Raw genomic sequence first — 17,883 nt, 5'->3', positions numbered from 1 at the left:
CCTTATATTTCATCACTTGATTATATATCTGTGCGACTTTCCTATAAGTCCTTTCTTGTAAATAGATTTATAGTTAAGTAGTAGGAAGCAATGAATAACAATATGATACCGGTCAGGATAAGAAATAACGTTTGGTCACTACTGAAGCCTTTCTCGTTAATCATATTCATAAAAAGTGCTGTAGGATTCGCCAGAGCAATTAGGCATAAAAAGAATACAACATTGATAATAGAGGTTCCCTTTTTACTAAGTGTGTAAAAAAGGGGCAAATAGATGGATGTTAGAACAAGCACTATGCCTGCTGGAACCAGAATGTCCAGGACCGAATAGTCTGGCATATTAAGGTCTAAGATTGCTAGTTTTTTAACGAGCCAGTGTATCCCATATGAAGCAAGGACTCCGAAAAGGGTATAGATGATGGCAGTTATGTATTTGGCTTGAACGATATGTTTGCGTTTTATGGGCAACGTGAGAAGAAAATTATGGTTATTATTTTTGATATCTATCATCGTACCGTGATTAAGTAAGGCAAATGCTGTATAGATACCCACAAGGTGAATAGACGTCGAAAGTTTTGGTATAAAAAAGGCACTGAATACAGCCAGAAATAGAATACCCAGCCATAGTGAACTTTTTAAGGCGATGAAGTCTTTACGAAGCAAGTTAAGCATGAATGCGTCCTCCCTTGGCGGTGAAATACATGATTTCTTCTAAGGATGGTTTGTCAAAAACAACATAATTGCCAAACAGCAGTTCTGCCTCCTGCCTATTATCTACCATTCCCTCAAAACCAACAGCTGTTTCTCGAATCCCGACAAATTTTTTTCGAATATCTGAATCGAGCAATTGTGAGTCGCCTTTTACGATAGCGAATCTCTCGAGCACTTCATCTTTCACTTCATTGAATACGAGTTTTCCGCGATTGATGAAAGCAATGTAGTCAGCAATTTGATCTAAATCTGTTGTAATATGGGTCGAGAAGAGAATTGAGTTGCTCTCGTCCTGCATTATATCCGCAAGCAGATCAAGTATTTCCCTTCTAAACACGGGGTCAAGTCCAGAGGTAGGCTCATCCATGATTAAAAGCTGAGCCTCCTGCGATAAGGCAACTGCAAGGGAAAACTTAACTTTCATCCCCTTGGATAAATCTTGAATTTTCTTGTTGGGGGATAACTCGAATTGTTCAAGATAGCGGTTAAACTTCTTTTCGTTCCACTTTTTGTAGAAAGGTGCGATCATCTTCTTCGAGTCACGAATCGTAAGATGCTCATAATAAAAGCAGTCATCCGACACAATGCCAATATCCTGTTTAATGTCAACTTCATCTTTAGGCATATCGCGGCCTAGTATTTTGATGCTCCCGGAGTCAGGACGAATCATGCCGAGCATCATCTTGATCAAGGTGCTTTTACCAACGCCGTTTGGACCAATGAGTCCGGTAATGTAGCCTTTTTTTACATCCAAAGATACATTGTCGACAGTAAATTGAGGGTATGTTTTCGTTAGATTACGTAATTCAATTGCATTCATGGGGTTTGTTCCTCCTCGAATAATAGTGTTATATGATCGATTAAATCTTGTTGACTCATGCTTAAATCCTTACTTTCTCGAATGATTTCTATCATTTTCTCTTCTAATAGTTTCATGCGCTGCTCTCGAATAAAGTCTTTATTTGCCCCTGATACGAAACAACCCTTCCCTACAACAGAGTCGATTAACTTCTCTTTCTCCAACTCTTCATAGACACGCTTAGTTGTAATTACACTAACTTGCAAATCTTTGGAAAGCTGCCTAATGGAAGGAAGTATTTCGCCTGCATGCAGTTCCCCACTCAAGATGCTCTGTCTAATCTGGTTCAAAATTTGAACGTAAATTGGATCGCTTGATGCGTTGGATATTATAATTTTCATGTTCAGTCACTTCGTTTCTGTGATTAGAGTATCTACCGTGTATATATAATATATACATTATTATATTTTGCGTCAATATTATAATTTATTGCGATTCCACCAATACATTAAATTCAAACGGCAGAGATGACGTTTTTTTGTTTGGATTGTCGTCATTTGACTCATGATATGTGGAGAGAGTTTATCACCACTCAAAGTGAAAAGATGATATGATGTTAAGATGATTGTATCGATATGGTTGTTTGGATACACAAGATAGGTTGAAACAACATTTTAAAATTAGGAGTGGTCATTTGAGAAGACAAAAACCAATGTCACTAGAAGATTTGATGATCGATTTACAAGGTCAGAAAACGAATCAAGAAGATCCAAATCAGATTTCTTTAGAAGATTTATTTAATGAAACGTTCATGAGTAAGTATTCGAGTTACAAGAGTTTCGAGGAGTTTTTAATCAAAGGGAATTTTCAAGTGAATTCAGAAGAAGATATCAATAATCTGCCTGATGAATTTTTTGATCGACATGTTAATCGGGAGACAAAATTTGCTGATTGGAAATCCATGTTGGAAACAGCAAACAAGGAGTATGAACGTAAATAAAAAGCGTATCGATTGTGGATACGACAACAATTATTTAAAGATAACTGTCCTTTTTTATAGCTGTAACAGCTATAAAAAAGGACAGTTTTTTTGATGTTAACGTTAGCTGCAATTGATTGACAAATTAATACAAATACGATATATATTAAGTAGTAAGTAGTAAGTAGTAAGTAAAATTCAAATGATTCCTTACATAAGTAAACATCAGCCAGCATGAATAAAAATCATGAATAGGGGTGGATTGTTATGACAGATCTAAAATTGGCACAAAGTTTTTCGATGATGGCGTTAAATGGACAGAGTAGTATTCATATGACTACGGTGAAGAAAGTGGCGCTCCGTTCCATGGCAGCAGCAGTTATTTTAGAAGTCTACTTAGACAGTGGTTTTACAGAAGCTGAGGATAAATTAACTTTGCATAAAGATATACGTGATGCATCTCATCCAACGCTCTATCGAGAAGCAGTTATCCAATCCTTGATTCACAAAAAAGATGGGGCACAGGGCGATCTGAGATGGTGGTTGAAGAGGGCTTCCAATCTTTCTAACAAAAAATTAAAAAAGTTTGAGCACGCGATGTCAGATTCTCTAAAGGAACTGAGTTTGCTTGAAGAAATCCCTGGTCTTTTGGGGTGCGACCTATATTATGATTCCGCAGGCGTTGAAATGAAAGATTATCGTAGTAATATTGATGCATATACAAGGGTTTCAGAGAATATTCGAGCAGAAATTTTGGAAGATGGCTTTGTAACTGATGAGATCATTTGTATGCTTTGGCTTCTTCGTGAAAGCGGATGTATGCATGATTTCTTCTCACGGAGCGAGTTAGAAAAGGTGAATGCTAGAATGAATGAATTGTATCAAAGTGCTTTACTGGCAAAAGCATTGTTTCCAATCCAGATCCATCACGGAATCGAGTTAGGAATTAAACAATTTCTTCATTTGAAGACAAGGTTTGTGAAGACATCTATCGGTAGCACTATAAATTTCTTTTTTCCCATGCTTGAGCGCTCGAAAGCAGTCTTTATTGAAACGGAGGCTTGGTTTTCCAATCCCAATCAAAGACTGAACGATGTAATTACGCGGTTAGAGTCCTATGGTCATGAGGTTAAAGTGATAGAAAAAGGATCATTTTCGACAATTAAAATAGATAATTTGGTTTACGATGCGATGCCGCATTACGTTATGATGAAGGTGCCAATTCAAGGCGTGCGTCTGATGCCGAAACGCCCTCTTTAAAGGAGTTGGTCAATAATGTCAAGACAACGTTCCATGGAATCTATATTGAGTTCTGAGTTCGTATCCATAGGGGAATTAGTGCGGCTTACGGATTCTCGCTATAGTACACTGAAATTTTACACAGAAGAGGGTATGCTACCTTTCGAACAGGCGGAAGAGAATCTGACACGCAGATATAATAGAGAAGAAACCGTCACGCGGATTCTGCTGATTAAAAAAATGAAAGCAGACGGATTATCTATTCCACAAATTAAAGAAGCTCTGAACATGGATACATGAGCACCAATTGCATTTCTGTTTTCAAAGAAGCCTATCCCAGAATCCTCTGCTTGTTCCTTAACATACATGTCAACATTTCTTCACTAGAATTTATGAGGTTAGGGGGAGGTCCGGGAATTCCCCGAACAATAGATAAAGAGTATGCTGCTGTCCAATTTCGAGTGAATGATGAAACTTATTTAGAAAATATCAATATTTCTGTCAAAGGAAAATTATACAAAAGATTTTTTTTGGATCCCAAATTTGTTGGTTCAATCATGATTGATAATTTTGATGAATTAACAATTTGTTTTTTTTGAACCCCTTGATCGTGATAATAAATCAGATAGGGATCTTGTTATTTCTGCACCTGCAAATTCACGGATGGAAGCAATACAAATTGCTCAACAATTGAGTGATTTGAGTGATTATTATGAACAAAAGAAGCAAGGATATTGAGCATAAATTCTGCATATTGGAATCGACAGAGATATCGAGGGCAGCGATGAGGCAATGGTTAAACCCCCTAGGCTTTCGCCAAAACAAATAATTCAACCACGTCCAGAGGACGTGGTTTTCTGGTTTTAGGTGAATTTATTAGTGGCTATCTCCGTCGTTTAGTCCTTGTTAACAGAAATTGTTGGATGCTATCCTTGAACTTCTAAAGGAGGGTTGAATCAACCATATTATTTTTTTAAAACATGGATATTTATAAAGAATCATTAATTTGTGATATTGTTTTCAATAATTTAGGAGTGTTACACTATCCCAAAGATGTTAATTAAAGTGAATTTCACTTAATTAATGGGGAGATTATTTCAGCAGCCCATATGATTGAGAAGAGGGGTGTAACGATGAAAAAGAAACTTGTTATTTTAATCGCATCCATATTAGTAATCGCAACAGCTACTACGTACGCAATAAATCGGATTAATGTCCAAGAAAAGAGTAAGGAACTAAGTGCATCGATTACTGAAAATCTCGGGAATGAAATGTCCAATGAGGATAAGGCTAAAGAACTTGTAGCTCAAATGAATGACAAAGAAAAGATAGGTCAATTGGTGATGTATACACCTACAGATCAAGCAGATTCGTTTTCAAGGAAGATGATCAAGGAATATGATGTGGGCAGTGCTCTCTTAAACAGACGAATGGATACTGCTGCCGAGAATGCTAGACTTAATAATCAATTACAACAATTAGCATCAGAATCTAGATTAGGTATCCCTATATTTATTTCTGGTGATCTGGAATATGGGGCTGCTCAGAGAGTTCCAGGAGAAGCGACAATCTTGCCAAGACAGATGGCGATTGGGGCCACACAAAACATCGAGTACGCCGAACAAACTGCACGGGTGACGGCTGTTGAGGCCAAAGCGATGGGTTACCAGTGGAGCTTCTCTCCTGTGGTGGATGTTAACTCCAACCTTCAGAATCCGGTCATTGGTGTTCGATCTTTTGGTGAGAATACGAAGTTAGTTAGCGATATGGCTATAGCAGAAGTGAAGGGTTATCAAAGCGAAGGGATTATATCCAGCGCCAAGCATTTTCCAGGGCATGGGGATACAGGATTCGATACCCATTCGGCACTATCCAAAGTATCGTACAGCGAAGAGGTATTGCGAACGGTTCATCTTCCACCATTTCAGGCGGTGATCGACGAAGGCATTGAATCGATTATGACATCACATATTATTATTGATGCGATTGATCCTGAATTGCCTGCAACCCTTTCGAAAAAAGTTCTCACAGGACTATTGAGAGATGATATGGGTTTTAAAGGGATCATAGTCACGGATGCGATGGTCATGCAAGCGATATCAAACAATTGGGGAGCGGGTGAAGCTGCAGTTATGGCTGTGAATGCTGGAGCAGACATCGTTATGGCAAATGGTTCAGAATCCGACCAATATGATACGTTAGATTCCCTTTATGAAGCACTGCAGACTGGCAAGTTAGAGAGAAGTCGAATAGATGAATCCGTGGAACGGATTCTTACTTATAAATTGAAATTGAACATGTTTGATCATCGATTCGTAGACATTGATAATGCAACACAAGTCGTAGGGAGCAAAGAACATTGGGAACAATCTGAGCGAATTGCAATGGATTCCATAACACTAGTAAAGAATGAGAATATTCTACCATTTGATCCTGAAGTAAGTAAAACAACTCTTGTCGTTAGTATGGCTTATGCAGAGGAAATTGCGGAGATCGTAAGGAAAGTAAGTAAGGGAGAAGTCATTTCTTTTCAAGTAGCTGAAGCATCAGGTGAAGCATTGAATGCTTCGGCGTCGGCTATTGAAAGAGCGGTTGAGCTGGCTAAGAACGCTGATCGGATTCTTGTATTTACGAAGTCAGATCAGGCAATACCTCAAGGGCAAATTGATATGGTGAACGGACTAATTGCAACTGGGAAGCCTGTGGTTGCTGTCTCTCTCGGTAGCCCTGGCGACCTTTTGGGATATCCTGATGTTAAGGCTTATATATCAGCTTATGCATTGGATAATTGGTATTGGATAACACCCATTCCGGTATCCTGGGAAGCAGCTGTTAAGGTCATATTTGGTTCAAATCCTAAGGGGAAATTACCAGTAACCATAAATACGAATTATCCGAGAAATTTTGGTCTAAGTTATCCTTAAAGGGTGAAATCAGGTGAATACTAGGCATTAACCGCGCCTGTAACATAAGTGGTATAAATAAGCCGCCATCAATGGAGTATTCCAAGATAGCGGCTTATATTTTTTTACTGATTTAGTTATCACTCCGAAAGAATGTATGAATTAAATTCGATAAAGATTTATCATACAACATTTTAGCTGTTGCTTCATGTTGAATGTGTCCTCCTAAATGCAGGTGAATTGTACCGTGCAGCGAGGCCCAGACAAGGTTAACAACAAGTATGGGGTCCTTCTCGGAAATAAGTCCTTGCTCAATGGCTTTTGTAATAATGATGATCACTTGTTGTAAAGCTGTTACAATAGCCTGTAAACTTTCTTCTTCTGGTTTGAATTCGCTAAAGGCTCCACCAAACATCACCATATAGTAACTGGTATAATTTCGTGAGAAATCCCAATAAGCTTGTCCAAGATCGCGAAGATATAGTGCAAGATCTGCTTGTTCTGGAACTGATTGAAAGGCAGCAGATAACAATTTGCATCCTTCTAGGAAAAGTCGTTTAGCCAAACCTTCCTTACTCCCAAACAAGTTATAAATCATTTTTGTTGGACATTCCATCTTTTCAGCGACCCTGCGAATGGTTACGGCTTCAGGACCGTGTTCCTGCATAATCGATGCAGCAGCTTCTATAATGTTAAGTTTCAACATTTCGGTATGCTGAAGTTTGGCCTTTGGGTAGGTTGTAACTGTACGAGCATCTATGGAAGGCATTTTGGACGAATTATGCATGTAATTTCACACCCTTAGAACATTAGTTTTTCAAAAATACCCTTCTTCTCTAAAGCTTATTTTACTGTTTTGAATGGTAAATTGCGAACATAAAAAGGATTACACATGTACATGAAATTAATAAAGCAATGGCCTTGTTGCTCTATCAAGCACTATTTGACAAAATAACCCCGTTTTAGATATAGTGATTCATAATGAAACAGTGTTTCGAAAAGTGTAAATTTAGGAGAGATGAAAAAATGATACCAACACAAATTAAATGGACGTTGATTACAGGTGCTTCATCGGGCATTGGTGAAGCGTTTGCGCATGAATTGGCAGCAAAAGGAAGACACTTGATTCTAGTCGCTCGTTCGGAAGTCAAACTGAATGCTTTAGCAGAGAGACTACAAAAAGAGCACGGTATTCAAACGGAAGTGATTGTTTCAGACTTATCTCAAGAAGGATCCCCAATCAAGGTCTATCAACAATGTGAGGAACGTGGGCTGAGTGTTGATTTTCTAATTAATAATGCAGGATTCGCTACTTATGGACGATTTGAACAACTATCTGGCCTAAGGGAGCATGAAGAAGTGATGCTTAATGTATTGGCGGTTGTAGATCTTACCCATTTATTTTTACCAGAAATGTTGAAAAGGAAAAGTGGGGTGATCATGAACGTAGCTTCAACAGCAGGATTTCAACCTCTTCCTAATATGGCCGTATATGGTGCTACTAAAGCCTTCGTATTATCATTTACACAGGCACTATGGGAGGAAAATCGAAAACATGGAGTACAATTTCTTGCGTTATGCCCTGGGTCAACGGAAACAGAATTTTTCAATGTTGTGGGGGCAGATGAAGCATCTGTAGGGAAACGGGATACACCAGAAAATGTGGTTCATGTTGCTCTTCGCTCACTTCAAGCTAAAAAGGTATTTGTCATCCCAGGGTTTAAGAACTATATCTCTGCTCAAATGTCTCGTTTCATCACAAGAAAACAAATGCTTTATATTGTCGGACGAATGCTACGCACACGTCACTAATATATCGTAATGTTCCGCACTCCAGTCATGTGGAGTGCTTAATATTGATGGTTCTGAATGAATTGATGAGATGTGACAGTATTGCTCAAGCTACAAAGCGGTGAACCGTGCCACAAGTGACGGCTAAATTTTTTGGTGTTAGCTTCCGCTTCTTTCAACTTCTAGACTTGGAAAGAGTCTTTGGCGGAAGCAGAATTTTTCAAGCACAAATAATCGGCAGTCGTCGACATATCGTTGTTGTCACAAAACGATCCCTTATCTCGTTTTATATGGAAAAAGAATAAGGAGTGGTTGCATTGAAAGAATTGACATGCATCGTCATTGGCGGAGGATATGCGGGCATTAATGCAGTTAAAGCGATTCGAAAAATATTTAAGGGTGAAGCAAGCAAACGAACACTTCGACTCATTTTAATCGACAAGAACCCCTATCACTTTCGCAAAGTATTGCTTTTTAAGCCCGCGGTCGGAGACGAAGATATTACTGTACCTCTGACAAGGTTGTTTCCCGAGGGGGTTGAATTCGTTCAGGCTACCGTAACGAAAATCGAATCAGGGGAAAGAAGGCTGATTTATCAGGATGCCGAAGGAAATGAGAATTCGATGAAATATGACATCCTCGTTTTGGCGGTCGGCAGCGTCGTGCGGCAACCCGACCCTGATCAGGGGGGGATGGCATTGGCGAGTTTGGACGCTGCGTGGAAGATCCGAGAGGCGTGGCGCGCAAATATAAAGAAGGCCGTTAAGGAAACAAACGCGAAAGAGCGTCAGAGATTAATGACCATTGCCGTTGCGGGAGCAGGCATAAGCGGCATCGAGACATCTGCCGAACTGGCTTATTTCATTCATGAAGATGCGAAACAATTGGGACTTGACCCGGGGGCTGTGAGGATGAAATTATTTAACGCGAACAAGAGGCTTTTCCCGGAAGGTCCGGCTAAGGTAGGACTTAAACTGGAACGTTCACTTGACGCTTGCGGCGTAACTATCTTACATGGGAGCAGGGTGTTACAGGAGAAAGAGGGAACGCTAACCTTATCTAGCGGCGAAACGATGTCCGTCGGCCTATGTGTCTGGACGCTGGGGCTGTTACCCAATCCAATGCTGCAAAGCATTGGGTTGCCGGTCACCCCGGAAGGATACGTGATCGTAGATGCAAGTTATCGGGTTCAAGGGGCTCAGGGTGTATACAGTATCGGCGACTGCGCGCGAATCGTAGACCCTGCTAGCGGACGGGCGGACGGGAAGACGTGTAAGGAAGCGACCGCTCAAGCGGCAAGGCTTGGAAAGATTTTGTCGGCGGATATTGCAGGGCGTCCGGCACCCTCACATAAGGGGTTTATTGACTTTTTCTGCTTTGCCTTAGGTCCGGGGCAGGGAATGGTATGGACACGTCAATGGGGCTTAGATATTATTTTTACAGGAAAGCTGGGTTGGCGAATGAGAAAATTCACATGGGACTCGGCAAGTCTGTTAAAATAATGTAAACAGAGGATTATTAGAGGATAAGGATGGAAGTGTAAGATGCAAGAGTTATATGTTCAGTATAAAGGGCTGCTGTTTACGCTTGCCTACCAACTGACCGGATCGGCCTCCGATGCGGAGGATGCTGTGCAGGACGTATTCCTGAAGTTGTATGACGTAAAGCCGGAACGTTTGGCTGAACCGAAAGCATATCTGTGCAAAATGGTAACTAATCGCTGTCGGGATTTATTCAAATCGGCGCGTAAGCGGCGGGAACAGTATTTTGGACAATGGCTTCCCGAGCCCATTCTTACTCCGAATGATGAATCGTTTGAATCGGTTATTCGTGGCGAGCTGTTGTCTTATGCTATGCTCGTGTTGCTTGAAAGACTGTCCCTTACGGAACGGGCGGTGTTCGTGCTTCGTGAGGCGCTCGGCTTTGAATATCCTGATATTGCCGAGCTCGTTGGCAAAAGCGAAGCGAATTGCCGCAAGCTGATCAGCCGTGCGAGAGGAAAGATGGGGATTACCCCCGAAGAGCCGGTCTATCCCGAAGCAGCGAGCGAAGAGTGGGTCCGTCGATTCCTTGCGGCTCTCGAACAGGGTAACGTGGATACGATTGTATCCATGCTCGCCAAAGATGTCGTGTTGGTCTCAGATGGAGGGGGTAAAGCGTTCGCCGCCGTCCATCCTATTGAATCGCGCGATCTCGTCGCCCGGTTCCTTCTCGGTCTAATTCGTAAGGCTCCTCATTACGAAGGAGGCGTGCATGTCGAAATGAGGGATATAAATGGTCAAACAGGACTTGTTGTCCGTTCAGGAGAGGGCATCGAAACTGTTGCGCTAATGCATGTCGAGAGAAATTCGATTCGCAACCTATACTTTGTTAGGAACCCAGATAAGCTGAGGCATTTATTGAAATGAAAAAGAGCATTCGAAAAAGATTTCGCCGTTAGACCCGTTATGGAGATGCGTTTCGCGCATGGTGGTAAAGCGAAAAGTAGAGTTGCGAATAGAATTGGTAGTATTAAATTAACAGTAACCACACATGTGGAGTGCGGAAGCATTTGGGGACACCGCTTAAGGTTCTCACTTTGAGTGTGGCTTGAAAAACGGCTTTCCGAGTACTTCATTTCGGGTGGATATCCTATATTAGGATCAACCGAAATGAATACCTGGAAAGCCGTTTATTTGTTCTTATTCTTAAGACTGTATTGTGACGTTAACTTCAAGCGGACGGTATACGGATTGTATCTGTCCATTACAATCTGTTACAAACATAACGGTACGTTCGCTTTCTAATGTGAACGAATACGTTTGGTTCGTACTCGGATTCGTAATGCGAATGTCGGCATCTGCTCCAAATTCGGAAACAAAGATAAATAAATCCCCATCTTTGAAGCTAAGTTTACGACCATACACACCTGAATATTCCCCACCTTGCTCCCAAACAAGCTCCGGTGAAACACCAGCTTGTTTAATCGCGTGAGTGTACAATGCGGCGATGGAATCCGTACGATCATTCATTTCAACAGGCAATCCGCACCAGAGAAGACGTCCTTTACCGACCTTCACTTCTTGAACCGAAGATTTCGGTTTCACCGCGTTTCCATCAACAGCCTCTAGCACAACCTCTTTCACTAGCTTGGCTATTTTACGACCACCATAAGATAGCGGTACATTCAGTTCGTCCAACGTGAACATTTCTTCACGTAGTACATTACCGAGTGAGCGGGTGCCGATCACCTCGTTAAACCGATCAGTCTTATGCCAATATTCATCTAAACTCATAGGTCCAGTAAATAATAGCGTTGTTTCATGCTTAGCGACATGATCAAGCAGTTGTTCCATGGCTACATCGCTAAAATTATGTGGACTTGGTACAATAATCAGCTTAGCAGGTTGATCGTTCAGTGCATCTAGCTGATATTCGCCCATAGCTCGAAATGGTACATTCATATCATGAGCGAGCACTCGTGTCGCACGACTTGTCGCTTCGACAGCGAAACGGCGGTTGGATAAATCGTTTGAATAAGGGAAAACCATGACGGTATCTTCTAATTTACGATCTACGAACAAGTCGCGGATTTCGCCCATAAATTGACCGAAATCATAGGAAACGTTCGCTTCAGGTTTTTCTGTGCCATCTGCACGCAATGCCCCGATATTCGATTCGTTTACGTTGTTCATGAAATAATTGGTGTTCCACAACCATTGTACGGCTCCTGCACCACCAGTGGAGAAAGCATAAGCGTATTTTCGCTCAAGAATATTGCGTAATTCTTCTTCGCTCCGCTTAGCCATTCCATCGGGTGTTTCAACATACATGATACCTGTTTCCTGGATGACATTCGGTTTGTATGGTGTTTTGGCAAATATTCCGTCCCATACGAGCTGGTCCATTAACCACCAGGAATGGTTTGTTGTATAATCCATAGATTTCTCATAGAAGAACGGGGAAGGGCGCTGAGCATTTAGTCCTTCGTCCTGTCCAATCGTAATGAGATGATTCGGTGCAAAAGAACGGATTGTTTCATTTAACTCGTTCGCCCAACGGTTCAGCATATCCATTGAGAATAGCGAATAATCAAGCCAACGTGTTCCTTTTTTACCTAAGTGCACATCTTGAATGTCCGAATTAATCTCACTGTCTTCTGGTATTTGGATCGAATCGAAGCTCGGAAGTTTGACTGGCGTCATGCCCCAACGTTCTTGTAGCTCTCGGATCGAGCCGTGGCGTTGTTTCAACCATTCAATATAGGCCGCTTTTTCATATGGATCATGAGCACTGCGCGGACCTTTAGAGAAAATTTGCTTAGGATCGAACATAGACGGTTCGTTGATCAAATCCCAATGGACGTTTGAAGTTTGGCTATGCCGTGAGACGATTGATCCGATAAAACGTTTCTGTGCTTCTAGGCTACGCGGATCGAGATATGGATTGAGTCCTTCCCACATCTCTGGTGCGAATGAGAAGAAACAGAAAGTAAGCTCTAAGTCATGTTTCTTGGCTGTCATTACAAATGCATCAATCGCTCGCAACACGTCTTCTGACGGATGGCCATCGAGAAGCATGATTTGGCGATAGCCCGTCCAAATACCGGTACGAATATAGTTGATACCCGCTTTCTTCATCGCTCCCATGTCTCGATCCCATACGGCCACATTTGGCAGGAATAGGAAGTTGCGTGCGACGTCGCTAGTCATATAAGTCATACCGACAAGAGGTAGCGGACGACCACCTTTGTGGAAGTAGTCACGATCACAGGTTAATGGTTCACCTGTCTGAAGCATTTGTTCATCCCAGCACCAAATACCTTGGCGCATCGTCTTGCGTTCGCCGGTGTTTGCTATCAGATCGGCACGCATTGTATACTGCCCCGCTTGTAATTCTACTGGAACGTTTATCGTGATCGATTGCTGCTCACGAGAGCTAGTCAATACGTATGTTTCTGTCCATTCGGCCTGTGGTTCTCCACCAGCGTCTTTACCGAAGCTAAGCTTCATTGTCCATTCCTTGTTGGAAGTATCTGCCTGGGAAGTAGAATTGTTCCCAAGTGTTTGCCATTGGAATTTAAACTTAGCCCGATCACCTGGATCATAGCTGGCATAGCTCGGTTTTAACCACAATTCGGTAACACCGCGAGAGCAATATTCCGCCCATGTCACAATGGCTTCTGCGCCCTCAGCATTCCAAAACGATGCTCGGAGAGGTTGATTGACGAACATCCAGCGACTTCCAGCAAACGTTCCTCGTGTATTTTCGATCATAACAATCGGGGCACCAACTTCGCGACCATCCTTAGAAATGGCAGTAACAAGAGGTTGGATATGAGCGTTCATCGGGCCTAAAGAACCCATTTCATGCGGTAATGACGTTTCCTTCGTTACATGTAGCACAAAACTAAATGTCGGCTCGATGGTTAACCCGTTGATGTAAGGCGAACAGATGGGATTATCTGTGGAACTGATCAAATGATCGAAAGGTTCAGGTTGAATAGGCATCGCTTCATGAATGTTTAAATGTTGGTGGTAGGAGGTTTGCTCCACCTCTGCCAGCCATTGACCATTCTCGCGGTATACTGGAGTACGAAACGGAGCTCCTCCGATACTTAGTAATGAACCGCCACGCTCTAGAAATCTTACAATGATATCCCAGCTATTTTTAGGGAAATAGGGCGCATGTAAATTAACAAAGCATCCACCCTCTAGCGTAGTAAGTGCTTGATCAAGATCATCTACATTGACGACATTTGCTCCACCCTGGAGCTTTGTTAAAGATAGCTTGTCGATTTCGTCCCCTTGATAAGGAAATGTTGGATCATATAAAACAACAATGTGATTCATAGTTGATTGTCCCCTTTCAGCACGCTACATATAGTAATCAAACACTATCATGCCTGAATGGATAAGAATATAAAAAAAACTATGTAAATGTCCAATTATCTATGGAAAGTAGGAACTAGCCTGGGTAGGCTGGAGTATTTGTTTATTGTTTCAATTAGAAAATGTATGCTATATTCATTCTTTTGAAAGAATGTACCTATCGATGATGGATGATAACATTTGGGTATGGAAAGGGGGGATGTAACAGTTATGATACGGAAAAGTCAAAAGCGATTCATTAGTTTGCAGTACAAAATTTTATTTTTCACATTAATTTTGGTACTTATTCCACTCTTGGTTGTCGGCATTTTGTCATATGTCAAATCGTCAGAAATTATTCGTCAAAAGGTTAGCGTTTCGGATTTGAACACGGTAACGCAAATAACACAAAATCTCGAATTTATGTTTGATTATTTCAACGACACCTCGCTTTTTATGATGCAATCACATGAAGTAAGGCAATTCCTGAAAATGAAGACTGACGAAGACCCGCTAGTATATAACGAACAAAAATCTATAACCGAACAGTTATTAACGAATTTACCGAGTATGAAAACATTCGTGCAATCGATTCAACTCGAAGGGATGAACGATAACCGATTAAATGCGCGTGGCGAGGTACGTTCGTTACTACCGGGGGAAATAGCTAGGATATTGGAGCGTAAGGGGAAGCCACTGTGGTATTTAAACGAAGTCATACTGGGTAATGGAACGAAAAAGATGGTCATTTCCTATGAAAGGGAGATTAAAGATATTAACAATATCTCCACTCCACTTGGGGTTGTCCAAATGAATATGGATCTGGAAGCAGTTAATCGGCTATTGGCGAGCCGCCTAAGCGGGGATATTGACGGTTATTATCTCATAAATGAGGATTATTCTATTGTCGCATCAACGGATGTGAAACATGAGAATCAAATGATGTCAGATATTATTGGCGGTTCGGTGGCGTTTGAAAATGATCAAGGATACTTGGAACTGACGATAGATCATACGTCATATTTGTTAACCTACGACAAGATTACGGCGCTAGATTGGCATGTACTTCATCTCGTACCTTCAAGCGAGTTGTTGAAAGAAAATCAAGTTATACCGCGGATTATTATCATTACGATCATTATTACTTTTTTCTTATGTGCGGGAATGGCCTATTTATTCTCAAGGCATATTATTATTCCGATTCGAAAGCTTAGCCGATTGATGAGCCGAGTGAAAGTAGAAGATTTCACAGCCCACATTAATGTATCAGGGAATGATGAAATTACGCAATTAGGGCTAAGCTTTAATAAAATGCTTGAGCGCTTGCGCGAATTAATCTCAGAAGTATACACAGCAAAGCTCAATAAGAAGGAAGCTGAGCTAAAGGCCTTCCAAGCGCAAATCAACCCACATTTCTTATATAACACGTTGGATACAATATACTGGATGAGCCGTATGGAAAAAGCGTTTGAGACATCAGAGCTTGTGCAAGCTCTATCTAAATTATTTCGTCTTAGCTTAAATAGCGGACGCGAAATAACGACTGTTCGTGATGAGGTTGAGCATCTTCGCAATTATGTCGTTATTCAACAAAAACGTTACGAAGAAATGATTGATTTTCAAATTTCAGTTGATGAAGAAACACTCAATTGTCATACGGTGAAATTAATTCTACAGCCATTTGTAGAAAATGCGATTGTGCATGGAATTGAGAAAAAGGGCGAATCGGGTACGATTCGGGTGGAAATTAAACGAGAACAAGATTTCTTGGTTTACTATATTTCCGATTCAGGCGATGGTGTTGACTTGGAGGAGATCCATTGTTTGTTAGAGCAATATGGTGAGAACAATAAGGGTTTCGCCGTGAAGAACATAAATGATCGTATTCAATTGTATTATGGCAAACAATACGGTATCGAATTTATGAATCAACCGGAAGGTACCGTCGTTAAAGTGGTTCAACCGTGTATTAAGGGGGAAATGAAAAATGATCAAGTTGATGATCGTAGATGATGAGTCCATCATTCGTAAAGGAATTCGAACTTCCATCGATTGGTGGGCATTAAATGTGGAGATTGTTGGTGAGGCGCGTAACGGCACACAAGCTTTAGAATTAGTGGAACAATTAATGCCTGATATCGTTGTCACTGATATTCGTATGCCACATATGGATGGATTGAAACTCGCGGAACAATTGAAAGAACAATTTGCGCATATCAAGATTATTATTTTAAGCGGGTATGATGATTTTAATTATGCTAGACAAGCTTTAAAAATCGGTGTATCCGAATATTTAATGAAGCCGGTAGGTGCGGAGGAATTAACAGAACTCATCAGCAAATTAGGCAATGATATTACTCAGGAAAAGCTTCAAAATGAAAAAGAACAGAACAACCATTTTTTGATGCGTGAGAATTTCCCTTATATTCAGCGGAAGTGGTTGAACCGTTTGTTAAAAGGGGAGATCAAGCTTAATAATGCCCTATTGGATAAAGCAGCTCAGCTACATATTCCTCTACATGGTCCAGAGTACTGTGCTGTGGTTGTGGATGTCGATGATTTCCGATTAAATACTGAGCATGTGTCGGATCGGGAAAAAGAATTAATCCATTATTCTATAAACAACATTGTGGAGGAAATATTCTCATCCGTTTTTCTTTGCACGGCATGTCACAGTGATTTCGATAATATAAATGTGCTATTAAATGCAACTATGCAAAACAAACACCGTCTAATGGAATGCTGCGTCGAAGCGCAACGTTGTATTGCCCGATATATGAAACTTTCCGTCACGATTGGTTTAGGTCAATATGTTAACGATTTAGAGGAAGTTCATGAGAGCTACGCTCAGGCCGTTTATGCCATGCAGTGTAAAGTTTATCGCGGGAAAGGGCAAATCATTGCATATCAGGAAGTGGAATCCGAAATTCAAGGGGAGTCGTCTAAGCGTGCAATCATGTTACCAACGGACGACGAGAAGGTATTACTTGAATACTTGAGTACGATGGATAAAGTGAAAATTGATGAATTACTCGATAACCGCTTCAAACAGTTTGCGCAATCGTACGTTTCCTACGAGAACATTAAAAACATAAGTGTGAAATGGGTCATATTGTCGATAGCACACTTGGAACAAATGGGAGTAGACCTGAGCGATAGTAAGCGTTTGGTCTTGAATCCGTATGCAGAAATTGAAAAATATGAAACGACTGATGATATAAAGCGGTGGTTAGGCGGTTTATTTACCGTATTTATCGAATCGATCGCAGCGTACAAAAATGTACGATATAAAAATATCGTTTCCGTTGCCATTAAGTATATACACGAGCACTACTCGGAAGAAATAAGGCTGGAGGACATTTCTGCCCAAGTTTTTGTGACACCGAATTATTTTAGTCGAATTTTTAAGGAAGAAACAGGACAGCATTTTACGGAGTGGTTAAATAAGTATCGTGTAGAGAAGGCCAAAGTATTATTGAAGGATGCTAGCGCTAAAATTTATGAAGTGGCGGAGCGGGTTGGCTACAATGACTACAAATACTTCACACATATTTTTAAAAAGGTTACAGGATTAACTCCGAAGGAGTACCGAAATCAGTCTTAAATAATCAAA

14 protein-coding genes are annotated in these 17,883 nt (G+C 41.0%); 9 read left to right on the top strand and 5 right to left on the bottom strand.

The genetic code is table 11. The features are described from left to right. Positions 1–41: 41 nt before the first annotated feature. The 3 genes from PGLA_RS26205 to PGLA_RS26195 are packed head-to-tail and all read right to left on the bottom strand — an operon-like array spanning position 42 to position 1,910. On the bottom strand, positions 42–671 hold the full coding sequence (locus tag PGLA_RS26205) for an ABC-2 transporter permease (RefSeq protein WP_068538142.1): 630 nt from the start codon (positions 669–671) through the stop codon (positions 42–44). Further along, positions 664–1,530 (bottom strand): ABC transporter ATP-binding protein, encoded by an 867-nt coding sequence (locus PGLA_RS26200; RefSeq protein ID WP_068538141.1) that lies wholly within the window; start codon positions 1,528–1,530, stop codon positions 664–666. Before PGLA_RS26200 ends, PGLA_RS26205 begins: the two co-directional genes overlap by 8 nt. Then, the gene (locus PGLA_RS26195) at positions 1,527–1,910 is read right to left on the bottom strand and encodes a GntR family transcriptional regulator (protein WP_068538140.1); all 384 of its coding nucleotides are present in this window, start codon (positions 1,908–1,910) and stop codon (positions 1,527–1,529) included. Before PGLA_RS26195 ends, PGLA_RS26200 begins: the two co-directional genes overlap by 4 nt. Before the next feature lie 311 nt (positions 1,911–2,221). On the opposite strand from PGLA_RS26195, the gene PGLA_RS26190 reads away from it, so the two are divergent. The 4 genes from PGLA_RS26190 (at position 2,222) to PGLA_RS26170 (ending at position 6,651) form a co-directional block, all read left to right on the top strand. Further along, a complete protein-coding gene (locus PGLA_RS26190) occupies positions 2,222–2,509 on the top strand; it encodes a hypothetical protein (RefSeq protein ID WP_068538139.1) in 288 nt (95 codons plus the stop codon). A gap of 246 nt (positions 2,510–2,755) precedes the next feature. Next, positions 2,756–3,748, top strand: coding sequence for a hypothetical protein (locus PGLA_RS26185; protein ID WP_068538138.1), 993 nt, complete (start codon positions 2,756–2,758; stop codon positions 3,746–3,748). A 15-nt stretch (positions 3,749–3,763) separates the two neighbouring features. Beyond that, positions 3,764–4,027 (top strand): helix-turn-helix domain-containing protein, encoded by a 264-nt coding sequence (locus PGLA_RS26180; protein ID WP_068538137.1) that lies wholly within the window; start codon positions 3,764–3,766, stop codon positions 4,025–4,027. Between the two features lie 833 nt (positions 4,028–4,860). Next, entirely contained in the window at positions 4,861–6,651 is a 1,791-nt protein-coding gene (locus tag PGLA_RS26170; protein WP_068538135.1) for a glycoside hydrolase family 3 protein, read from the top strand. A gap of 112 nt (positions 6,652–6,763) precedes the next feature. On the opposite strand, the gene PGLA_RS26165 is transcribed toward PGLA_RS26170, so the two are convergent. Beyond that, positions 6,764–7,417: a TetR/AcrR family transcriptional regulator gene (locus tag PGLA_RS26165; protein ID WP_068538134.1), complete on the bottom strand. Its 654-nt coding sequence runs from the start codon at positions 7,415–7,417 to the stop codon at positions 6,764–6,766. A gap of 239 nt (positions 7,418–7,656) precedes the next feature. On the opposite strand from PGLA_RS26165, the gene PGLA_RS26160 reads away from it, so the two are divergent. From PGLA_RS26160 to sigJ, 3 genes are all read left to right on the top strand, one after another. Beyond that, positions 7,657–8,442, top strand: coding sequence for an SDR family NAD(P)-dependent oxidoreductase (locus tag PGLA_RS26160; protein ID WP_068538133.1), 786 nt, complete (start codon positions 7,657–7,659; stop codon positions 8,440–8,442). A 287-nt stretch (positions 8,443–8,729) separates the two neighbouring features. Beyond that, entirely contained in the window at positions 8,730–9,923 is a 1,194-nt protein-coding gene (locus PGLA_RS26155; protein WP_342671713.1) for an NAD(P)/FAD-dependent oxidoreductase, read from the top strand. 42 nt (positions 9,924–9,965) lie between these two features. After that, positions 9,966–10,829, top strand: coding sequence for an RNA polymerase sigma factor SigJ (gene sigJ, locus PGLA_RS26150; protein ID WP_068538131.1), 864 nt, complete (start codon positions 9,966–9,968; stop codon positions 10,827–10,829). 279 nt (positions 10,830–11,108) lie between these two features. On the opposite strand, the gene PGLA_RS26145 is transcribed toward sigJ, so the two are convergent. Beyond that, positions 11,109–14,252: a beta-galactosidase gene (locus tag PGLA_RS26145; RefSeq protein WP_068538130.1), complete on the bottom strand. Its 3,144-nt coding sequence runs from the start codon at positions 14,250–14,252 to the stop codon at positions 11,109–11,111. A gap of 249 nt (positions 14,253–14,501) precedes the next feature. On the opposite strand from PGLA_RS26145, the gene PGLA_RS26140 reads away from it, so the two are divergent. Then, positions 14,502–16,283, top strand: coding sequence for a cache domain-containing sensor histidine kinase (locus PGLA_RS26140; protein WP_068538129.1), 1,782 nt, complete (start codon positions 14,502–14,504; stop codon positions 16,281–16,283). Then, complete coding sequence (locus PGLA_RS26135; RefSeq protein ID WP_068538128.1) at positions 16,258–17,874, top strand: response regulator transcription factor; 1,617 nt, start codon at positions 16,258–16,260, stop codon at positions 17,872–17,874. Before PGLA_RS26140 ends, PGLA_RS26135 begins: the two co-directional genes overlap by 26 nt. Positions 17,875–17,883 lie beyond the last annotated feature (9 nt).

It is taken from the genome of Paenibacillus glacialis, assembly GCF_001637205.1.
Lineage (GTDB): Bacteria > Bacillota > Bacilli > Paenibacillales > Paenibacillaceae > Paenibacillus_AQ > Paenibacillus_AQ glacialis.
The sequence above is the reverse complement of the archived record's forward strand: the minus strand, read 5'-3'. Positions and strand labels throughout refer to the sequence as shown.